Here is a 21,160-nt window from a genome sequence, read left to right on the forward strand (position 1 = left end):
AAAAACTCCTTACAGAGTTCTGTAAGGAGCGCATTACCATAAAGATACAGGTATCCCATCGCCGCTACCTTATTAGTCTCTCTGTACTAATTTAAAGGTGCCTAAAATTGTGCAAAATTATCCTTTTGTCTTAGAGTAAGTATAACCTGTCCCCTGCATCTCCGCAACCCGGGGAAATATATCCAATATTGTTAAGAACTGGATCAACCACTGCGGTGATTACTTTTACCCGGGGGAACTTGCCGGCAATTTGCCCCAGACCTTCTTTCACGGCAAAGGCGCAAATCACTTTAATCTTAGCGGGGTCGGCCCCGGCATCCGCTAACACTTCCAGTGACTTAACACAACTGTTGCCGGTGGCCAGCATGGGGTCTAAGATACAAATTTGCTCAAAGTCCGCCAAATTTTTGGGGAGACTGTTGACATAAAGCCTGGCCTCCAGGGTTTCATGATCCCGGGACATACCGATATGCGCCACTTTTGCCTTAGGTAAAAAGGTAAGGAAACTTTCCACCAGGCCCAGGCCGGCCCGCAGGATGGGGACCAACAAAATTTTATCATCCTGCAGAACGCTAACGGGAGTTTCTACTTCCATCGGTGTGGTTACGCTGGCTTCCGATACGGGTGCGTCTTTGGTGGCTTCAACAGCCAGTAAATATCCCAAACGGGTCATGGCGGCCCGGAATGCGGTAATATCGCTTTCTTTGTTTCTGATTACTTGAAGCTGCTCATCCGCCAAGGGATGACGAAGAACGGTTACTGATTCCATTCGTTAAGACTGCCTCCTTTATAATTCCGGCAGTACCGTACGCAGTGTGTTTGACTCGATAGATATGCCAGATGATTTTCCCAAATGTCAACAATTCGATGCAATATAACAAATTCCTCTTTTTTTCTACTCAGAAATTTCTCAGGGAAAATCTATAGAATATTAAAAAATGTTAAAGGGACTCCATGATTCGTTTACCCTAAAACTGTCCGTATGAGACAAGAAAAACAAGGCACTAAAAAGTAAAGAGGTAAGAATTGGCGGGAACCAATTTCCCGCCTCCAACCTTTCACTTCTCATTTCTCATGTAAGTTCCAGCGGTTCTTCGCTTAACAAGTGGTCCCACTTGTTGGGCAGAAAACCTACAACAATATGCCCGTTTACATCAATGGTAGGAGTGTCCAGTCCACCGGTCTTGTTGATTAATTCTCCCCGGGCGCCGTGATCCTGGGTGTTTTTTACCTCATAGTTGATTCCCCTGTTCTCAAGATAGTTTTTCGCTTCATCGCACGCAGACTTGTTCCACGGCGATACGAAAAGCGCCACATGATAGTCGCCCATAATCATAACCTCCTTTATGCTGGAATTAGTGTACCCACTTAGATAGGAAAAACCTCACTTGTAAATAGGACTTTAGCCCTATAGCAAAATAGAAAAATTTTCCGCATAATAAAAATAAAGTCTGAATTTGCAGGTTGTGGCAGAATTTTCTGGCTGAGCCGAAAGGAGAGTTTAGGTTGTCTAAAGGATTTATGGACAAGTTCCTTAGTTTTATTGGTTTTGAAGAAGTGGAAGAAGATGGAGAAAAGGCACCTGAACTGTCTTCGCCCAGGGAGTTTAAAAATCAAAGCAAAAATCAACATCGTGCGGAGCTATCAGCAGTGCCTGCAGCCCGGCAGACAAAAATCGTTTCCACCCAGCCCAGGACATTTACTGATGTACAGGTTGTGGCAGAACATTTAAAGGGCGGCCAGCCGGTTATCGTGAATCTCTCGCAGGTTCATCCGGAAGAGGCCCAGCGTATCTTGGATTACGCCAGTGGTGTATCCTTTGCCCTCAACGGTTCTGCCAAAAAAGTGAACGGAGAGATTTTTCTGTTTGTTCCCAGTGGAGTAGACATTGTTGGCGCAGGGGATATGAGAACCTTTAGTCAGGATGTTGAACCGGTGGAAGAAAAGGTAAGCGCCCGGTGGTTTAAATCCGAGACCGCTTAATCCAACAAGTTTTCCTGCAAACAAAAAGGGTCGAAGGGACTATCCCCAACGACCCTTTTTGTTTTCCTTAACAGGCCAGAGGTTGCTCGCGTCAAAGTTGTGCAGCGAAGTTAAAAATTTCTGGCGGATGTCCGGATACTGTTGAGACAGGTTGTCGATCAGGACCTTAATCTCTTCCCGTTTGGTCTTTTTGTTAACCGGGCAGGGGTTTTGGATGACTGGAATGTCTTCCAATGTCAACAACTGCTGCACCTGATCTTCTGTGACATAGACAAAGGGCCTGATTAAGGTAAGGTTTGTGCGGTCCAGATAGGTCTTGGGAGAGAAAGTTTTCATCATGCCGTTGAAAAGCAAGCTCATAAAGAAGGTTTCCACGGCGTCATCCAGATGGTGCGCCAGGGCCACCTTGTTGAAGCCCAGTTCCAGGACGGTATTGTGAAGGGCGCCCCTGCGCAAGGTGGCGCACAGGGCACAGGGATTGGTCTCCTTTCTCACATCAAAAAGAATGGCCCCAATGTCCGTAGGTTTAACCGTTAAAGGGATCTCCAGCCGCTGGCAGAGTTCCTTTAACGGGTCCAAATTTGCTCCCAGCCCCATATCCAGGTGAACGGCATGCAGTTCAAAGGGAACCTTTTTTAAATACCTGCGGCGGTACATGTTGAGGCAAAACAATAAAGAATTGCTGTCTTTCCCGCCAGATACCCCTACCACAACCTTATCACCGGGTTCGATCATCGCAAAATGAGTGATGGCTCTGGTAACCTGGGTTAACATCGTCCTTTGCAATGTTTTGCTCATTTGGCATGTCTCCTGCTGTAAGATTTGTTAAATGATAAGGAGATGAGTTTCGTTGACCCTGTTTCGAATAAGCACATACATAATCAATTATTTATATTTACCCGTTAAATGTCCAGTGAAACTTTTTACTTGGTATAGGTAAAGTTTTTTTCGGTCAAATTATGTTTCAAGGGGGGGAAAAACATGGCTAAATATATGAGTGATGCCCTGAAGTATGAGTTTGCCCGGGAAATGGGCGCAGCGGACCGTATCCAAGGCAACGACTATGGTAACCTGACCTCGCGAGAGTGCGGTAACTTTGTTAAGCTGGCGATACAGAGGGCGGAACGCAGCATGTTGTAACTTCCCCGGCGACTGGTCCACGTTTGTGGACCAGTTTTCTGTTGTTATTGAAATTATGCTTTTTGTAAACTGTGGATACTTTTAGAACGAAATGTGTTTTTCTATCCGTATAAAATAACTTAATATCTTAGGTACCTTATGTGTCAGAATAGTTGTCGTAGGAACCCGAGGAATATATAGAGAATTAATTACGCACCCTTTTAGGCAAGTTTGCAGCAGATCAACCTCCCCTTCCTTAAAGAAATCCTCTCATTTCAGAAGAAAGCTCATCCATCATCTTTACATCCCGGACCTATAAATATCTTTATAAAAAACAATCAATGCCCATTCATAACATGTTTTGTTTTTCACAGTTATACTATTGTCCTGTAGACGACGGCTTTGGATTTCGCCAGCGAAATTAGTTTTAGCGAAAAACGTTGCCTTTTTCACCCGGGGCGAAAGGGAGAGGGTTCCCAAGGGTTTCCTCGGGACCACTGTGAAAGCCTTGTAAATCAAGGGGTGAGGAATTTGTCGATTATTCTGAATTAAGCTAAACAAAGTAAAAGCGAGAAAAATATTGAGCGACAGCGAATGACAATAAAAAACAGACTAAAACCCATATTTTAGAAGAATACAGGTTCTAGTCCATGCCAGCGAGGGTTTGTTACAACTATAGCCTATGATAAACTAAACTAAAGTAAAATCGTAAATGAGGGGGGTGGACCTGTGTATATTATAACCGAAGGAGGTCCGAAGGCGCTAGACCTAAATTTCACAAAAGTGGTCAGCGATCGCAGTGGACAGGAAATTGAGGCCTGCTACCAGTGCCAGAAATGTGCCTCCGGGTGCCCCATTGCTGAATACGGAGAAATGGATACCAACCAGGTGCTCCGGATGATTCAGTTTGGTTTAAAGGACGAAATTCTCAAGAGCAAAGCCATCTGGGTCTGTGTAGGTTGCGAAACCTGCGGTGCCCGCTGCCCCAATGGCATACGTATCGCTGCCGTCATGGATGCTTTGAGAGAAATGGCCATTGAAGAAGGAGTTGCCCCGGGAGAAAAAGACATCTACTTATTCCACCAGTGCTTCCTGGATTCTGTGAAATCTTACGGCAGGGTTCATGAGGGCACCATGCTGATGAAGTACAAACTGAAGAGCGGTCACTTGATGGACGACGTAGGTGTAGGTTTAAAAATGTTCCTGAAAGGAAAGCTTGCCCTGTTCCCGCACAGTGTTCCCAGTAAGACGGAAGTCCGGCGCATCTTTGACTGGGCCAAGAAAAACAGAGCGGAAAAATAGGAAATGGGTTTCTGTGGAAGGTAGGGGATAAACAGATGAAACTGGCTTATTATCCGGGGTGTTCCCTGGAGGCGACGGCCAAAGAGTTTGACAGTTCGGTACGAGCTGTCAGTAAAGCATTGGATGTGGAACTGGTAGAAATCCCAGAGTGGACCTGCTGTGGAGCCACCTCCGCCCACGCCACCAATCACAGCCTATCAGTGGGTCTGCCCGCACTGACCATCAAACAAATACAAAACATGGGCCTTGACTGTGTGGTACCCTGTTCGGCCTGTTTTAACCGCTTAAAAACAGCCGAGTATACCATGATCCATGACGCCGGGAACCGGCAGGAAATGGAAAAATTATTGAATTTTAAGTTTGACGGGCAGCCCAGGGTCTACGACCTGTTGGCCTATTTTGTAGAAAAAATCGGGCTACAGACCATTGGCAAAAAGGTTCAGAAGCCTCTGAAAAATCTAAAGATTGCTTGTTACTATGGTTGTTTATCCGTTCGCCCCGGTGAAATCACCGGCATCGACAGCACCGAAAATCCCATGCAGCTGGATAAATTGATGAAAGCTTTGGGAGCCGTGCCGGTCAGTTGGTCCTATAAAGTGGACTGCTGTGGGGCCGGTCATTCGGTGGCAAAGGCGGCCATGGTCACCAACCTGTCGGGAAAAATCCTGGCCAAAGCCCGTGAAGCCGGCGCCGATGCGGTGGTAAACTCCTGCCCGCTGTGCCAGACCAACCTGGAAATGCGTCGTCCCCCGGATGAGGACCTGCCGGTCTTTTATTTTACAGAGTTACTGGGGTTGGCCCTTGGGATTCCGGAAACTCGCGAATGGTGGAGCAAGCACCTTGTGGATCCCAGCAAGCTGGCAGATTCTGTAAAAGCTGGGGCAACTTCGTAAAGGGATGGAGGTTAAACGTAAATGAGCAACGTCCAAACCGATAAGAAACTAACCGGTGCGGCGATGGTTGTGGGCGGCGGCATCTCCGGCATGCAATCCGCCTTGGACCTGGCTGAATCCGGTTTTAAAGTTTATTTATTGGATGAAAAGCCCGCCATTGGTGGCACCATGGCCCGGTTGGACAAAACCTTTCCTACCAACGACTGTGCCATGTGTATTATGTCCCCCAAGCTGGTAGACACCGGCCGTCATAATAATATTGAAATTATTACCGGCGCCAAGGTCAAAGCAGTCGCCGGCGAACCGGGCAACTTCAAAGTAACGGTACAGCAAAAGGCCCGCTATGTGGATATAGCCAAATGTACCGGTTGCGGTGACTGTGCCCGGGTTTGCCCCGTTGAATTGCCCAACGAGTTTAATGGTGAGATTGACACCCGCAAAGCAACCTACAAACTGTATGCCCAGGCAACCCCCAACGCCTTTGCCATTGACAAGCGGGGCGTCGCCCCCTGTAAAGCCACCTGCCCCGCCGGTATTAACGTACAGGGGTATGTGCAGTTAATCAAATCCGGCAAATTTATTGACGCCTGGAAAATGATTTATGAAGAAATGCCCTTCCCGGCCATCTGCGGTCGGATTTGTGCCCATCCCTGCCAGACAGCCTGCAACCGGGCCAAGGTGGATGAGCCCATCCAAATTGCCACCCTGAAGAGAATGGCTGCCGATGTCGCCTACCAGCAGGACATCAACGAACTTCCTTTGCCACAAAAAGAAGCCGAGCGGGATGAAAAAGTGGCCGTTATCGGTTCCGGGCCGGCCGGTCTGTCTGCCGCTCATTTCCTGGCTCTCAAGGGATATAAAGTCACGATTTTTGAGGCGCTGCCCGTTACCGGCGGTATGATGCGGATCGGCATTCCCGAGTACCGCCTGCCCAAGAAGTGGGTAGACCTGGAAATCGATCTGATTAAGCGCCTGGGCGTGGAAATTAAAGTAAATACTGCCCTGGGTAAAGACATTACCATTGACGGTTTATTTAAAGACGGTTACAAGGCCATCTTCCTGGGTGTCGGTTGCCAGAAGGGCACCAGTATGAGGACCCCCGGTGAAGACATGGAAGGCGTTATTTCCGCCGTCGATATGCTGCGCAGAATCGGCTTGGGCGAAAAGGTAGAGGTTGGTAAGAAGGTCCTGGTGGTAGGCGGTGGTAACGTGGCCATGGACGCTGCCCGCAGTGCCCGCCGCACGGGCGCCGAAGTGCATGTCCTGTACCGCCGTACCCGGGGTGAGATGCCCGCTGCCCAGGAGGAAGTGGAAGAGGCCATGGAAGAAGGCGTACAATTCCACTTCAGAACTCTAATTAAAGAAATTAAAGGCAGCAATGGAAAAGTAACCGGGTGTTCCTCCATGGAAGTTATCCGTATGGAAAGGAACGAAAAGGGTAAATGGGTGCCCGTATACGGTGACACCGTAACCGAATGGACGGACGTCGATACCATTATCTCTGCCATCGGCCAGACCGCCGACCTGTCCTTCGCCGGTGACAAACCCCTGACCAACGAGTGGGGCGACCGCATTGTGGCAGATCCGGACACCCTGGCCACCAACGTTCCCGGCATCTTCACCGGTGGTGACGTATGCACCGGCCCGGCCCTGTTAATCGATGCAGTGGGCGCCGGCAAGCGTGCCGCCGAAAGTATCCACCGCTACATCCAAGGGGAAGATTTAAGGGCCGGTCGTGAATTTAAAATTCCCGAAGAGAAAATTTCTCCCATTCCCCGGAAAGCGGAGTCCTATGCCAAGCAGCCCCGTGTGAAGCAGGGCCATGCGCCCGCCGAGCGCAGGGCTACCAACACCGAAGAGGTGTGTTTGGGCTACACGCCGGAACAGGCCCAGGAAGAGGCAGCCCGCTGCCTGAACTGTGCCATCTGTTCCGAATGCATGCAGTGCGTGGACGCCTGCCTGCCCAAAGCCATCGACCACAGTATGCAAGACCGGGAGCTTGAAATTGAAGTGGGCGCCCTGGTTATGAACCCCGGCTTTAAGCCCTATGATCCGGAAGAATTGAAACTCTACGGCTACGGCAAATTGCCCAACGTGGTCACCAGCATCCAGTTTGAACGGATTCTGTCCGCCAGCGGCCCCTATGCCGGACATATGGTGCGTCCCTCCGACCATAAAGAACCCACCAGAATCGCCTGGATCCAGTGTGTCGGTTCCCGTAACGAAAGGATCGGCAAAGGCTACTGCTCCTCGGTATGCTGCATGTATGCCATCAAGCAGGCCATTATCGCCAAGGAACACAGCCACGATCCCCTGGAAGCAAAGCTCTTCTATATGGATATGCGGACCCCCGGCAAGGACTTTGAACGTTATCTGAACCGTGCCAAGGAAGAGCATGGCGTCCAGTTCATTCGTTCCCGTATTTATGGCATTGACCCGGCTCCGGACGGCGGTGATGACGTGTTGATCCGTTACGCCGACGAAGACGGCAATGTTTATCACGAGACCTTTGATATGGTGGTGCTGTCCATCGGCCTATCCGCTCCCGAAGGCGCCAAAGAACTGGGTGAAGCCTGCGGCATTGAACTGGATAAGTACGGTTTTTGCCGTGCCGCTACCTTCAGCCCGGGCTGCAGCTCCCGGGAAGGCATCTATGTCAGCGGCGCCTTTGGTGAACCCAAGGATATTCCTGAAACAGCGGTGGATGCCAGTGCAGCGGCCGCCATGGTTTCCCGTTTGCTGGCGCCGGCCCGCGGCACCATGACCGCTGTGCCGGAATTCCCGCCGGAAAAAGATGTTACCAACCTGTTACCCAGGGTCGGGGTGTTTGTCTGCAACTGCGGCATTAACATCGGCAGCGTCGTCCGAGTGCCGGAGGTAGCCGAGTTTGCCAAAACCCTGCCGGGGGTTGTTCATACCGAAGAATTCCTGTTCAGTTGTTCCCAGGACAACATTATCAAGATTAAAGAGCGCATTCAAGAACACGATCTTAACCGGGTGGTTGTGGCCTCCTGTACCCCCAGGACCCACGCCCCGCTGTTCCAGAGCAGCATGAAGGAAGCTGGGTTGAACCCCTACCTTTATGAACACGCCAACATCCGGGAGCAGTCCTCCTGGGTGCACAGAGAAAAACCGGAAGATGCCACCGAAAAGGCCAAGGACCTGGTAAAAATGGCTGTGGCCAAAGTAAGGCTGCTGAAACCGGTACAAACCGCCTTTATTGATGTAAACCAGCGGGCCCTGGTGGTGGGCGGCGGCGTGGCCGGCATGACCAACGCCCTGTCCCTGGCCGAGCAGGGGTATGCCGTCACCCTGGTGGAAAAAGCCGGCAGCCTGGGCGGTCGGGCCACCGAACTGCGCTACAGCCTGCAGGGTGAAGACATTCCGGCCTTTGTGGATAAGCTGAAAGCTGATGTGGAAGCCAACCCGTTAATTGATATTGTCCTTAACGCCCAGGTGGCAGAGGTGTCCGGTTATCTGGGCAACTACCGGACCACCCTGGCGAAGGAGAACGGCGAGAGGATTGAAGTGGAGCACGGTGCCGTTGTCATCGCCACCGGCGCCGATGAAATTGTACCGGACAGCTACCTCTACGGCAGCAGCCCGGCCGTCATGACCCAGACCCAGCTGGAGCAAAAACTGGCTGACCAGGGGCTGGGGGATGCCAGGACCGTTGTCATGATTAACTGCGTGGGCTCCCGGGAGCCCGAAAGACCTTACTGCAGCAGGGTTTGCTGCACCCATGCCATTAAGAACGCGCTGAAGGTGAAAGAACTGAATCCCGATGCCAATGTGGTTGTCCTGTACCGTGACATTCGTACGTACGGCTTCAAGGAGGAGTACTATACCGAGGCAAGACGCAAGGGCGTCATCTTTATCCGCTACAGCGTTGACGATAAACCGCAAGTGGTGGCCAACGGCGACAAGGTAACCGTTACCGTTACCGATCATGTGCTGAAACAGCCCATCAAAATTGATGCCGACATTTTGGCCCTGGCCAACGGTATCAAGCCAAGGCCGGATACAGAAGCCCTGAGCCAGCTGTTCAAGGTCCCCTTAAACGCCGACGGCTTCTATCTGGAAGCTCACATGAAGTTAAGACCGGTTGACTTTGCGGCGGATGGACTTTATCTCTGCGGTCTGGCCCACGGGCCTAAGACCATCAGTGAAACCATCGCCCAGGCCAACGCTGCCTCAGTGCGGGCGGTAACCCTGCTGTCCAAGGGAAGATTGGAGTCCCTGGGCATTACTGCAGAAGTGGATCTGGAACTCTGCAAGGGTTGCGGCATTTGTGTAAGCGCCTGTGCCTATGGGGCCAGGGTGTTAGACGAGCGCAGGGGAGTCGCCTATGTGCGGGAAGTGCTCTGTCAGGGCTGCGGCGCCTGCGTAGCAGCTTGCCCAAGCGGTGCTACCCAGCAGAAAGGCTTCGAAAAAGAACAGCTGCTGGCCATGATGGATGCGGCTCTGGGATAGGAGGTTGGAGAAACCTATGACGGATAAAAAACAAATCGGTGCGGTTCTGGTTGTGGGCGGCGGCATCTCCGGGATGCAGTCCGCCCTGGACCTGGCCGAATCCGGCTACCGGGTGTATCTGGTGGAGAAGAAACCCGCCATCGGTGGTACCATGGCCAGACTGGACAAAACTTTCCCCACCAACGACTGTGCCATGTGCACCATGTCTCCCAAGCTGGTAGACGTGGGACGTCACCTGAACATTGAAATCATCACCGGCGCCGAACTGGTGGGCCTGGAGGGGGAACCGGGCAATTTTAAGGCCAAAGTGCTGCAACAGGCCCGCTGTGTCAGCCTGGAAAAATGCATTGGCTGCGGCGCCTGCGCCGAGGAATGCCCGGTGAAGGTGGATGATGATTTTGACGGCGGTTTGGGCAAACGCAAGGCCATCTACAAGCTGTATGCCCAGGCCACACCCAACGCCTACGCGGTAGATAAAAGCAAGTGCTTGAAGATTAAAAACCCCAAGGCCTGCGGTAAATGCCTGAAGGCTTGCCCCGCCGGTGCCATTGACCACGGCATGGCCGACACCACCCTGGAACTGGAAGTGGGCGCAGTGGTCTTAAGTCCCGGCTTTGACCCCATGGACGGTGATCTCAGGGCGGAATTCGGCTGGGGACTTTACCCGAACGTGCTGACCAGCCTGCAGTTTGAGCGTCTGCTTTCCGCCAGCGGTCCCACCATGGGTCACCTGGTGCGTCCTACGGATCATGTGGAGCCCAAGAAAATAGCCTTTATCCAGTGTGCCGGCTCCCGTGACAGCGCCAAGGGCAACCATTATTGTTCCGCCGTCTGCTGCATGTATGCCACCAAACATGCCATCATCGCCCAGGAGCACGAACCGGGACTGGAGACCAAGATTTTCTACATGGATGTCCGGGCTTACGGGAAGGACTTCGAGAAGTATTACGATCGGGCCAGAATCCAGCACGGCGTGAAATATGAAAAAGCCATGATTTCTTCGGTAAAAGAAGACCCCAGCACCAAGAACCTGCTTGTCAAGTACAGAAATGCTGACGGTTCCTTTACCGAGGAAGAATTTGATATGGTGGTTCTCTCGGTGGGCTTGAAGCCCTCCGCCGGCAATGCTAATCTGTCTAAAGCCTGCGGTATTGAACTGGACGAATACGGTTTCTGCAAGACTTCCGAGTTTATCCCTGGCCAGACCACCCGGGAAGGGGTCTTTGCCGGCGGCGCCTTCTGCGCCCCCAAGGACATTCCGGAAACCGTGGTGGACGCCAGTGCCGCTGCGGCCAATGCGTCCCGCTTTCTCAGCGCCGTCCGGGGGACCCTGAGCAAGGTGAAGGAGTACCCGCCGGAAAGGGATATTACCCAGGAAGAACCCAGAGTGGGTGTGTTTGTCTGCAACTGCGGCATTAACATCGGCAGCGTGGTCCGGGTGCCGGAGGTAGCCGAGTTTGTCAGGATCATCCCCGGCGTGGTGCACAGCGAAGAATTCCTCTTCAGTTGTTCCCAGGACAGCATTGAAAAAATTAAGGAACGGATTAACGAGCATAAACTGAACCGGGTGGTGGTGGCCTCTTGTACACCCAGAACCCACGCCCCCCTGTTTATGAGCAGCCTGAAGGAAGCCGGCCTGAACTCTTACCTGTTCGAGCTGGCCAACATCCGGGAGCATTCCTCCTGGGTGCACCGGGATAACCCGGATGCCGCCACCGAAAAGGCCAAGGACCTGGTAAAAATGGCCGTGGCCAAGGTGAAGCTGCTGAAACCGGTCTACACTTCCTTTATGGATATCAACCGCCAGGCCCTGGTGATCGGCGGCGGCATCGCCGGCATGACCAATGCCTTGAACCTGGCCGGTCAGGGACTTAAAGTGATCCTGGTGGAACGGGCCGACAAACTGGGCGGCAATGCCCTGGAAGTGAAATATACCATGAAGGGCAACAACCCCGCCCAGTTATTGGATCAACTGATTAACGATGTCACGAACCACCCGAATATTGAGCTGAACCTCAATTCCACCGTAAAAGAAGTGTCCGGTTATTTAGGCAACTACAAGACCACACTGGCCACTCCCGGCGGTGACAAGCAAGTGGAGCACGGCGTGGTCATTATCGCCACCGGTGCCGAGGCAGCCAAAACCACAGAATATCTCTACGGCCAGCACAGCGCGGTGTTAACCCAGCGGGAACTGGAACACCGGTTGGCCGGTCCCGGCCTCGGCAATGCCAAAAACATCGTCATGATCCAGTGCGTGGGTTCCCGCAATAGCGAGCGACCCTACTGCAGCCGTATCTGCTGTTACAGTGCCGTGAAAAATGCTCTGAAAATTAAAGAACAAAACCCCGAGGCCAATGTATTTATCCTCTACCGGGATGTCCGCACTTACGGCTTCTATGAAAAGTATTACGCCGAGGCCAGGAAGAAAGGGGTTGTCTTCGTGCGCTACACCCTGGAGGAGAAACCCGAGGTGGAGGCAAACGGAGGTAAGTTGAAGATATCGATCACAGATCCCATTCTTAAGAGGAAACTTCTGCTGGATACCGACCTGTTGGTATTAAGCACCGGCATTATTCCTGCGGAAGGAACCGATGCCCTGAGCCAGACCTTCAAAGTATCCCTGAACGCAGATGGCTACTTCCTGGAAGCACACATGAAACTGCGTCCGGTGGACTTTGCCGCTGACGGTTTATATCTCTGCGGGCTGGCCCACTCACCGAAACTGATTGAAGAATCCATTGCCCAGGCCAACGCCGCCGCTGTCCGGGCGGTCACCCTGTTGTCCAAGGATAAACTGGAGTCCCTCGGCAATGTGGCGATGGTCAATCCCAAGTGGTGCAAGGGCTGCGGCCTGTGCGTAGAGGCCTGCGCCTACGGGGCAAGGGTTCTCAATGAACAGACCAGAGTGGCAGAAGTACTGGATGTACTTTGCCAGGGCTGCGGCGCTGCGTAGCTTCTTGTCCCAGCGGCGCCTGCCAGCAAAAGGGCTTCGAGAAAGCGCAAATCTTGGCCATGTTGGATGCCAGTAACAGTTAGGCTGAAAAGGAGGGTTATGTAATGAGTGTTCCTGAACAAAAAATTCAATCGGAGTTCGAACCCAAGATTATCGCCATACTCTGTAACTGGTGTTCCTACACCGGTGCGGATTTGGCCGGTACCGCCCGTATCCAGTACCCCCCAATGTGCGGATTATTCGGGTCATGTGCAGCGGTTCCGTGGATCCCCTGTATATGATTAAACCCATCCTGGACGGTGGCGATGCCGTCCTGGTGGGTGGCTGACACGAGGGTGACTGCCACTATGGTAGTGGCAATTACAAGGCCCGTCGTAAGGTGGCCATTGCTAGAAACGTGCTCCAGCAGTTAGGTATACCCGAAGAGCGGCTGTGGTTGCGGTTCATCAGTGCTTCCCAAGGTGCCTACTTTGGTGAAGTCATCACCGAAATGACCCAAAAACTCAAGCAAATAGGACCTAACCCGCTGCGCAAGAACTGGGAAATCTAAGGTGGGAGGCGTTATAGCATGAAAACTTACACGTTAAAATCAAGTGGGGGCGACACCCTCGGTGCCGTCCAGGAATTTTTAAAGTCATTGATCACCTCGGGGACGGTCAGTGCCGTTGTGGTGCCCCAGGAGGTTGCAGCCAAAACCAACGTAGTTCCCGCCCTGATCAGGGATCCGGAGATGTTCGGCGCCGCCAACCCCTTCGCTCCGGTAAACGGCCTCAATGCCGCCAGACTGGTGGCCAATCTGTCCCGCAACCTGCCTGAAAAGGTGGCCGTGGTGCTGCGTTCCTGTGAATTGCGCGCACTGTACGAACTGGTGAAATTGCAGCAGGCGAAATTGGATAACCTGATCATTATCGGCGTAGACTGTGCAGGCACCTTTGCGGCCAAGGATTACGCGAGATGGTGAAGGAAAATAAAGTGGATGCCAGGAAGTGGGTCAGCCAGGCCGCCGACGGCAAGAACCCCACCGGGGTCGACCTGCGCCGGGCCTGCACCGTATGTGCTTACCCCGAAGCCGGCAATGCGGACATTGTCCTGGGCTGGCTGGGCATGGGCGGCAGCCTGCTGGTAGCTGCCAAAGACAGTGTTGACCTGTCCGGCGTGGCCGGTTTGGAATCTGCCTCGGTGCCGGACGCCCGGGTCAAACTGCTGGAGAATCTGACTCAGGAAAAGGCCCAGGCGAAAGCCAAAGCCGTGGCTGAATTCAACAGTTCCGTCAGCAGCATGGATAACCTGGCCGAAGTGCTGGCCACCTGCATCAAGTGCCAGAACTGCCGGCAGGCCTGCCCCATCTGCTTCTGCCGTGAATGCGTCTCCGCCGGTCCCATTTTCGACCACAACGGCGATAAGTACATGGAGTATGCCAAAAGAAAGGGCGCCATCGAGCTGCCCACCGACACCGCTTTATTCCACCTGACCCGGGTGAACCACATGGGCCTCTCCTGTGTGGGCTGCGGCCAGTGCGAAAACGCCTGCCCCATGGACATTCCCGTAGGGCTGATGTTCCAGGCCCTGTCCCAACCCAATCAGGACCGTTTTGAATACGAACCCGGGCGTTCCCTGGAGGAACCCATTCCCATCACCGTTTATAAAGAGCATGAGCTGGAAGAACTCAATACCGGTAAACACTAACCTATGTGAGCCACCCCGTGCGGGGTGGCTTTTTCACCATCTTTATCAAATTCAAGTGGGGACGGTTCCTGCTTGAATTTGAGGTCTGCATTTTTGAATAAATCCGAGTATAAAAGCCAAATTCAAACAGAGACGGTTCTTAGGCACTATGAAAAATCGACAAAGGACATCTTCTTTACACGATTAAACAGCCAATGCTGTTGTGAGCAGGACCTTTTTGTAAACAGTTGAACGACATTGACCATATTGTGTTTTTATCAGTCAAGAAAACCCTTGACAGGAAAGAATAACATAAATAACATAAAATTATCAGACAACTTGGTGAAAAACCTCTCTTTTGCCGACAGGGTACGGGGCTAAAAACATGATGAAATAAAAAGGCTGGACAAAGAAATTAAGGACCGAATGCTCCCTTTTGGGCCCGGTTTCACACAAGCACCTTCCGCTAATGCTTTCTCAGGCCGAAAACCTTTCTTGTTGTTGAAACAAACCACTCCCAGTGCAAATATATGTGAATAAGAACAAGTAAAGAAAAAATTATTGCCAGCAAATGGTGAATATCCGTCCAGGTATGCCTCGTGAATATGAAAAAAGGCTCCAGGCCACGTATGCCGCCACGACCCGGGCTGGGCAGTATCAACCACCTCACGAACCCTGAAAAAGCCAGTCCAAAAACTGTCAGAAAAAGGAGCCAGCCCATCACGTAGTTTATTATTGATTTATTTGACATTGGTACTCCGCCCTTTAAAAGAATGTTTCAATTCCTGTTATTAGTATTCCCACCACTATTATGAAATTTTCTTTTGAAAATATCAAGTCGTACAGTGAAAATATGGTAAAAACAACCTGTAACCAGCAACCCGGTCTTTAAAAGCCGGGTTTTATTTTGTGGTGGGTAGTTTACCAACGACAATAGGTGTATATCTTAGAATAGCCAGGTGGAAAATATGTAATTTTTTGAAAGTAACCTTTTATAAACTAGCGTTTTGTTGTATTATAAAAATATATACTATTAAAGGTGGTGTTTCTAATGGATATGTTTAATGTGACTGAAATACGACAAAACGCCAGTAAAATAATATCCCATGTAATTAAAACCAAAGAGCCGGTGATGGTGCTGCAAAGATCTAAGCCCGTGGTCTACATTATTGAAGCCAATGCGTTTGAAGAATTACAGAAAAAGGTCATGAAGGCCGAACAATATGAAAAAATGGAGGCTACCAAAAAGGCATTAAATCAATTATCCCGGCTAAGGAGTCAAATGAAACTGCAGCCGGACTCTACTCCCCTTATAAGGCAATTAAGGGAGGGAGATGGAGAAAATGAGTAGTTTTATTTGCCTGGACAGCAGTGTTTTAATTAAGCTGCTGGTTTTGGAAGAAGATAGCGATAAAGCAGATGCCTTAATGGAAAAAATTTTGGAAAAAAGGCAATCAGTTGTTTTGCCAGGTTTTGCATGGGCCGAAGTGGGAAGTGTTCTACGGAAAAAGGTCAATAAAAAAATGATTACACCCGACCAGGCAGAGATTGCCTGGGAAGCATTCAATAACCTGGGGATTTTAAATTACCTTAATGATTCAGTTGTCATAAGGGCTGCCTGGCATATTGCGGTAAAGGAAAAGCTACCTACCTTATATGATACCACATACCTGGCAGTAGCCGAGATCATTTCCAGGCAGTCAAACGAGGTTTGCCAATTTTGGACAGCAGATGAAACGTTGATCAGGTCTATTAAGGATAAAAACTATGTATACAGCCTAAAAACTTTTGGTGGAATTTGAAAGGAGATGAGAATATATAAAAAAATCATAACAGGTATTCTGACCGGTTATCTGTCTCTTGCCCTGGCCACCGGAGCGTTAGCGGAACAGAAGGTTAATGTAGGCTTATTATTCGTGTTGGCCTTTAAATAATCTTCCGGCGCAATGAACTCATCCAGCGTACCCGTAGGTTCACCGAATCCCTCGGTAACTTCCAGCTCTACCAGGTACTTGCCTACATGGTTGGTGCGTATTACCGGCGAAGGATTGTTAGCCGCATCAAAAACGATAAAGTTTCATCGTCAAAACTGCCGTCATTGTCGCTGTCAAACTTATATTTCCATACTCGCTTGGTAATTGCCATAGCTTTTTCTGCTATTTCTTCCTGTTCAAAGGGAAGAATTTCCGGGGTTTGTTTTATCAGGTTTATAAGGCTGGTATGCCAGCTGTTGTTTGCGTTCTTCTTCTAACTGTTCCCAGTCCACAAAAACACCTACTGAAAAAGCAAAAACCCCGGCAAGGGGGTTAGCCAGAAATACCACCCGATGGGAAACTGCATGAAAAAGGTATGCACCTGGCGGGCAGGGTTTTAGCACAAAGGCGGTGTCTTTTGGCATTTCAGACCGCCCTGGAAGTCCTCTAAGACGCGTGAAAAAGGTGTTGGCTATGATTTGATTACCTTATCCAGGCAATTTGACTGCTTGTAGAAGAAATTTGAGACATTTTCTTCACTCTCCTTAAAAAATATATAACCCGGAACAACGTCCGGGCATTTCTCTTAATCTACTCTCTTTTTAATCCCTTAAAAACTTCTGCCAGGCTTATTTCCAGCCCCGGTAAAAGGTCTGTGGTTAAAACATCTTCCTGGTCAAATACACCAACCCACCGCCATTCCTTTTCACCGGCTACGAACACTTCCGCCAACTGCTGGTCCGGGTCCACCAGCCAGTATTCCTTTACGCCGTGTTTAAAGTATAGCTGGCTTTTTTTCTTTTTGTCATAGGCGGCTGTGGCCGGGGACAAAATCTCGATCACCAGGTCCGGTGCACCCTGGATGTTCAGTTCTCCGATAATATCCAACCGGTCTTGAGAGATAAATAATATGTCCGGTTGAACGATATATTCTCCTAAAACAACGTCAATGGGAGCATCGTAAACCTCTCCTAATTGAGTTCCTTTTAAAAAATTTTCAATTTGGTTAAAAATCTTACCACTTATCCTTTGGTGTTTTGGCCTTGGACTTGGTACCACAATTAACTCCCCCCCGATCAACTCATACCGTTTGCCGTCATCCAGTTTCATGTAATCCTCAACGGTGTAAACCCTGTCCGATAAAACCATTGACATATCAGACCACCCCTTAAAGGTTCTTTACTTTATTATAAACTTTTCTATAAACCGTAGTCCAGCCACCGACCGGGCTTTTTAACCTCTTACCCTGCTTCTGCCTTCTTGTTTAGCTTGGTAAGATAGCCGTCCGCCCTCTGGATGAGGCTTTCTGCTGTATCTTCCGGCCTTCTCTGAGACACACCCAGGCTAGCTGTGATATTAATAGTACCCGCACATGTTGTTAGGGGGCTAAAGAGCTCTGCACCTCCCAAAAGCCGCCGTGGTTTCAATTCCTCATAGACCCCCATGCCGCTGACGCAGCACCAGCAGAAGGATGAAAATGGTGCTGTGAAGAATCTTTATTCTACGGCTGGCGAAGGTAAGAAGAACGTAGTGGCCTGTGTCATCACTCCTGAAGGTAAAGAGATTCGCACATTTTCAACGATGACCGATGACCTTATTTCTATGGTGGACTGGCTTAAAACCAAAGGTTGCACCCATGTGGCGATGGAAAGCACCGGTTCGTATTGGAAACCCATCTATAACTTGCTGGAACTGGAAGACATCCAGCCAATGGTGGTAAATGCTAAACACATCAAAAATGTCCCCGGGCGTAAAACCGATGTAAAAGATGCAGAATGGATTGCCGGTTTGCTCCGCCATGGCCTCTTGCAAGGCAGTTATATTCCTTCCCGCGAACAAAGGGAATTGCGGGAGCTCATCCGTTACCGCCGGAGCCTTATCGAAGAACGGGCACGGGAAATCAACCGTATCCAAAAGGTCCTTGAAGGTGCCAACATCAAGTTGTCTTCCGTGGCCAGCGGAGTCAAGGTCATTGTTGAATCAGTAGCCTAATTTCAATTGGTTAACATATTATCCTTCTGCTATCCGGAACCGTGTTTTTAAAAAAGGTTAGTCCGGGTTTGCTTGTTATTGCCTTTTTCATGGCCATGTTTCTTCAATTTTCAGGATAGGTAGGCTAAAAACGTATGTCGTTGCGGAAACTCTGTCCGAATTGGTCGGGTTTCAATTCCTTATAGGTAGGCTAAAAACCGGTGACTTCGGTTTAATGGATTCCTTCGTCAGGGTAATGAGAGGAGAAACCACTCCCCATGAAGCGGGCGCCGATGCGGCAAACGCCCTGGAAGCCCACTACATGGCCTTTGCCGCCGAAGATGCCAGGATAACTCATCAGAAGCTTGATATGGGGGAATATAGGTGATGGTTTGCCCCTTTGATTCAGTCATTGTTATTGTTTATTAACAACTTTACCTATATTTTTGACCTTACCGCGATTTTATGGACACATAGAACGTGTGATACAATAAAATCACGGAGGTGTCCTAAATGAGAACATTTGATAAAGAATACAAAATTATGGCAGTCAATCGTGTGAAGGCGGGGGAAAAGTCTGCCGCTGAGGTAGCCAGGGAACTAGATTTAAGTCCCACCACGCTATATGGGTGGATAAGGAAGTTCGGTAAACACGGCGAAAATGCCTTTCCCGGAAGCGGTCACCTGCACAAGGCTGACGATGAGTTGYGTAGGCTTCGTAAAGAAATTATGGATCTGAAAGAGGAAAACGCCATCTTAAAAAAGGCGGCAGCCTACTTCGCCAAAAACCAGAAATAGAACGCTTTCGTTTCATGGAGGCACACCGCTCCGAATTTCGGGTTGCGAAGATGGCTGAGGTGCTCCAGGTATCAAGGAGCGGTTTTTACGCATATTTAAGGCGACCCAAAAGCAATCGAGAAATAGAAAATGAGTTGCTGCTCGAAAAGATAAAGGCTATCTACAAGAAGAACCACGCTATATACGGATATCYTCGCATAACCAACGAACTAAAGAACGACGGCGCACCTAGCAAAAATCGTGTATACAGGCTGATGAGAAAAAACGGCATCAAATCAAAGACCGTAAAAAAATATAAGGCAACGACTAACTCAAATCATAACCTCCAGGTTGCTGAAAATCTGCTTAACCGCGAATTTACAGCAAATAAGCCAAATCAAAAGTGGGTAAGTGATATCACCTATGTTGCAACCGATGAAGGGTGGCTGTACCTCGCCGGTGTTATGGATTTGTGCGGCAGGCCAATCGTTGGCTTTGCCATGGCCGAGCACATGAGAAAGTCACTTGTCATAGAAGCCCTAAACCAGGCCATAGGCAGAACTGGTGCGAAAGAAGGGCTATTGGTACATTCCGATCGCGGTGTCCAATATGCCAGCAGAGAATATCAGGCCATACTAAATGAAAATAAATTTATATGTAGCATGAGCGCAAAGGGAACTGCTATGACAACGCTCCTATGGAATCATTCTGGGGCAAGCTCAAACAAGAGTGGTTGTACGGTAAGCGGTTTAAGACGCGGGCCGAAGCCAAGGCAGCCATATTTGAATATATCGAAGTCTTTTACAACCGACGGCGCATACATTCTAGCAACTGTTACAAAACACCGATGGAAGTTATAAAGGCAGCGTGATCGCTAAATGTTGGTGCATAAACTAACCCTTGGTCGCCCTTGACATGGAGCCTCGCACCCGTGTTTCCAAGGGCCAAGGGCAACCCAGCTTCGCTTAGTGCCCCTTGCCATGAAAGGCTAACACGGGCATTCTCCATGTCAAGGGTCTCCGCTATCGCTCCGATAAACGACCATGATCATATATCAAGGGGTGGTACTCCGGCGAATTAAAAAGCCACCTTCACCTTAACATAACATACTAAATATTATATAATTAAGCAATTTTGTGAGACAGTTAGATATTGTACGTTTTTAGTGTCTATTGATTCGGGGTAGGTTCAACCCTTCCTTTGCGCCAGTCCTACCGATGGCCTGGTTCAGGGCTTCTATGACAAGGGACTTTCTCATGTGCTCGGCCATGGCAAAGCCAACGATTGCCCTGCCGCACAAATCCATAACGCCGGCAAGGTACAGCCATCCTTCATCGGTTGCGACATAGGTGATATCGCTCACCCATTTCTGGTTCGGCTTGTCTGCTGTAAATTCCCGGTTTAGCAGATTTTCAGCAACCGGGAGATTATGATTTGAGTTAGTTGTTGCCTTATATTTTTTTACGGTCTTTGATCTAATGCCGTTTTTTCTCATTAGCCTATATACGCGGTTTTTGCTAGGCGCACCGTCACATTTTAGCTCACTTGTTATACGTGGGTATCCGTATATTCCGTGGCTGCTCCTGTGGACCGCTTTTATCTTTTCCAGCAGCAGATTATTTTCTATCTCTCGATTACTTTTAGGCCTCTTTAAATAGGCGTAAAAACCGCTCTTTGATACCTTGAGCACCTCTGCCATCTTCACAACCCGAAATTCAGAGCGGTGCGCTTCCATAAACCGGAAGCGTTCTATTTCTGGTTTTTCGCGAAGTAGGCTGCCGCCTTTTTTAAGATGGCGTTTTCCTCTTTCAAATCCATAATTTCTTTGCGGAGCTTACGCAGTTCATCGTCGGCCTCGTGCAGGTGGCCACTACCGGGAAAGGCCTTATCCCCGTGTTTGCCGAACTTGTTGATCCAGCCGTGCAGCGTGTTAGGGCTTATGTCTAGTTCCCGGGCTACCTCAGCGGCGGATTTTCCGCTCTCTTTTACGCGATTGACCGCCATCATCTTGTATTCTTTATCAAACGTTCTCATATAGGGCACCTCCA

Annotated in this window: 18 protein-coding genes and 4 pseudogenes; 15 read left to right on the top strand and 7 right to left on the bottom strand. The window is 49.9% G+C overall.

What is annotated here, in order from left to right:
- Positions 1 to 130 precede the first annotated feature (130 nt).
- Positions 131 to 769 carry a uracil phosphoribosyltransferase gene (gene upp / locus P378_RS02400; RefSeq protein ID WP_099082139.1) on the bottom strand — a complete coding sequence of 213 codons (639 nt, stop codon included), beginning with the start codon at positions 767 to 769 and terminating at the stop codon, positions 131 to 133.
- A gap of 303 nt (positions 770 to 1,072) precedes the next feature.
- Positions 1,073 to 1,330 (bottom strand): glutaredoxin domain-containing protein, encoded by a 258-nt coding sequence (locus tag P378_RS02405; RefSeq protein ID WP_099082140.1) that lies wholly within the window; start codon positions 1,328 to 1,330, stop codon positions 1,073 to 1,075.
- Positions 1,331 to 1,506: 176 nt separating this feature from the next.
- Here P378_RS02405 and P378_RS02410 point away from each other — a divergent pair, with 176 nt between their 5' ends.
- Positions 1,507 to 1,983, top strand: a complete 477-nt coding sequence (locus P378_RS02410) for a cell division protein SepF (RefSeq protein WP_099082141.1) — start codon at positions 1,507 to 1,509, stop codon at positions 1,981 to 1,983.
- 39 nt (positions 1,984 to 2,022) lie between these two features.
- Here P378_RS02410 and P378_RS02415 read toward each other — a convergent pair whose 3' ends face one another.
- A complete protein-coding gene (locus P378_RS02415) occupies positions 2,023 to 2,781 on the bottom strand; it encodes a tRNA lysidine(34) synthetase (protein ID WP_099082142.1) in 759 nt (252 codons plus the stop codon).
- Between the two features lie 183 nt (positions 2,782 to 2,964).
- Here P378_RS02415 and P378_RS02420 point away from each other — a divergent pair, with 183 nt between their 5' ends.
- The 8 genes and pseudogenes from P378_RS02420 to P378_RS02450 all read left to right on the top strand — a co-directional run bounded on the left by P378_RS02420 (position 2,965) and on the right by P378_RS02450 (position 14,412).
- Complete coding sequence (locus P378_RS02420; RefSeq protein WP_099082143.1) at positions 2,965 to 3,123, top strand: small, acid-soluble spore protein, alpha/beta type; 159 nt, start codon at positions 2,965 to 2,967, stop codon at positions 3,121 to 3,123.
- A gap of 708 nt (positions 3,124 to 3,831) precedes the next feature.
- A complete protein-coding gene (locus tag P378_RS02425; RefSeq protein ID WP_099082144.1) occupies positions 3,832 to 4,404 on the top strand; it encodes a 4Fe-4S dicluster domain-containing protein in 573 nt (190 codons plus the stop codon).
- Positions 4,405 to 4,439: 35 nt separating this feature from the next.
- Complete coding sequence (locus P378_RS02430; RefSeq protein ID WP_099082145.1) at positions 4,440 to 5,297, top strand: CoB--CoM heterodisulfide reductase iron-sulfur subunit B family protein; 858 nt, start codon at positions 4,440 to 4,442, stop codon at positions 5,295 to 5,297.
- 21 nt (positions 5,298 to 5,318) lie between these two features.
- Positions 5,319 to 9,770 (top strand): FAD-dependent oxidoreductase, encoded by a 4,452-nt coding sequence (locus tag P378_RS02435; protein WP_099082146.1) that lies wholly within the window; start codon positions 5,319 to 5,321, stop codon positions 9,768 to 9,770.
- Positions 9,771 to 9,786: 16 nt separating this feature from the next.
- A pseudogene (locus P378_RS02440) lies at positions 9,787 to 12,809 on the top strand (FAD-dependent oxidoreductase).
- Between the two features lie 21 nt (positions 12,810 to 12,830).
- A pseudogene (locus P378_RS02445) lies at positions 12,831 to 13,276 on the top strand (hydrogenase iron-sulfur subunit).
- A gap of 18 nt (positions 13,277 to 13,294) precedes the next feature.
- On the top strand, positions 13,295 to 13,687 hold the full coding sequence (locus P378_RS20685; RefSeq protein WP_238472783.1) for a hypothetical protein: 393 nt from the start codon (positions 13,295 to 13,297) through the stop codon (positions 13,685 to 13,687).
- Positions 13,681 to 14,412 (top strand): 4Fe-4S dicluster domain-containing protein, encoded by a 732-nt coding sequence (locus P378_RS02450; protein ID WP_238472784.1) that lies wholly within the window; start codon positions 13,681 to 13,683, stop codon positions 14,410 to 14,412. The genes P378_RS20685 and P378_RS02450 overlap by 7 nt, the downstream gene beginning before the upstream one ends.
- 445 nt (positions 14,413 to 14,857) lie before the next feature.
- Here the strand turns inward: P378_RS02450 and P378_RS02455 are convergent, their stop codons facing one another.
- Positions 14,858 to 15,142, bottom strand: a complete 285-nt coding sequence (locus tag P378_RS02455; protein ID WP_099082147.1) for a DUF4405 domain-containing protein — start codon at positions 15,140 to 15,142, stop codon at positions 14,858 to 14,860.
- A gap of 300 nt (positions 15,143 to 15,442) precedes the next feature.
- Between P378_RS02455 and P378_RS02460 the strand changes: the two genes are divergently transcribed.
- The 3 genes from P378_RS02460 to P378_RS22710 are packed head-to-tail and all read left to right on the top strand — an operon-like array spanning position 15,443 to position 16,325.
- On the top strand, positions 15,443 to 15,742 hold the full coding sequence (locus tag P378_RS02460; protein WP_099082148.1) for a type II toxin-antitoxin system Phd/YefM family antitoxin: 300 nt from the start codon (positions 15,443 to 15,445) through the stop codon (positions 15,740 to 15,742).
- The gene (locus P378_RS02465; RefSeq protein WP_099082149.1) at positions 15,735 to 16,193 is read left to right on the top strand and encodes a type II toxin-antitoxin system VapC family toxin; all 459 of its coding nucleotides are present in this window, start codon (positions 15,735 to 15,737) and stop codon (positions 16,191 to 16,193) included. Before P378_RS02460 ends, P378_RS02465 begins: the two co-directional genes overlap by 8 nt.
- Before the next feature lie 6 nt (positions 16,194 to 16,199).
- Entirely contained in the window at positions 16,200 to 16,325 is a 126-nt protein-coding gene (locus P378_RS22710) for a hypothetical protein (protein ID WP_274378623.1), read from the top strand.
- Between the two features lie 630 nt (positions 16,326 to 16,955).
- On the opposite strand, the gene P378_RS02475 is transcribed toward P378_RS22710, so the two are convergent.
- On the bottom strand, positions 16,956 to 17,519 hold the full coding sequence (locus tag P378_RS02475) for a Uma2 family endonuclease (protein ID WP_099082151.1): 564 nt from the start codon (positions 17,517 to 17,519) through the stop codon (positions 16,956 to 16,958).
- A 330-nt stretch (positions 17,520 to 17,849) separates the two neighbouring features.
- Here P378_RS02475 and P378_RS02485 point away from each other — a divergent pair.
- From P378_RS02485 to P378_RS02490, 3 genes and pseudogenes are all read left to right on the top strand, one after another.
- Positions 17,850 to 18,329, top strand: a pseudogene (locus P378_RS02485) (IS110 family transposase); the annotation flags it as partial.
- 241 nt (positions 18,330 to 18,570) lie between these two features.
- Positions 18,571 to 18,723 carry a hypothetical protein gene (locus P378_RS19295; protein ID WP_180260940.1) on the top strand — a complete coding sequence of 51 codons (153 nt, stop codon included), beginning with the start codon at positions 18,571 to 18,573 and terminating at the stop codon, positions 18,721 to 18,723.
- A gap of 125 nt (positions 18,724 to 18,848) precedes the next feature.
- Positions 18,849 to 19,983, top strand: a pseudogene (locus P378_RS02490) (IS3 family transposase).
- A 291-nt stretch (positions 19,984 to 20,274) separates the two neighbouring features.
- On the opposite strand, the gene P378_RS02495 reads toward P378_RS02490, so the two are convergent.
- Together P378_RS02495 and P378_RS02500 are read right to left on the bottom strand one after the other, a co-directional pair.
- Positions 20,275 to 20,865 (bottom strand): IS3 family transposase, encoded by a 591-nt coding sequence (locus P378_RS02495; RefSeq protein ID WP_238472796.1) that lies wholly within the window; start codon positions 20,863 to 20,865, stop codon positions 20,275 to 20,277.
- Entirely contained in the window at positions 20,862 to 21,146 is a 285-nt protein-coding gene (locus tag P378_RS02500; RefSeq protein ID WP_180260941.1) for a transposase, read from the bottom strand. Before P378_RS02500 ends, P378_RS02495 begins: the two co-directional genes overlap by 4 nt.
- Between the last annotated feature and the right edge of the window lie 14 nt (positions 21,147 to 21,160).

This window comes from Desulforamulus profundi, from assembly GCF_002607855.1.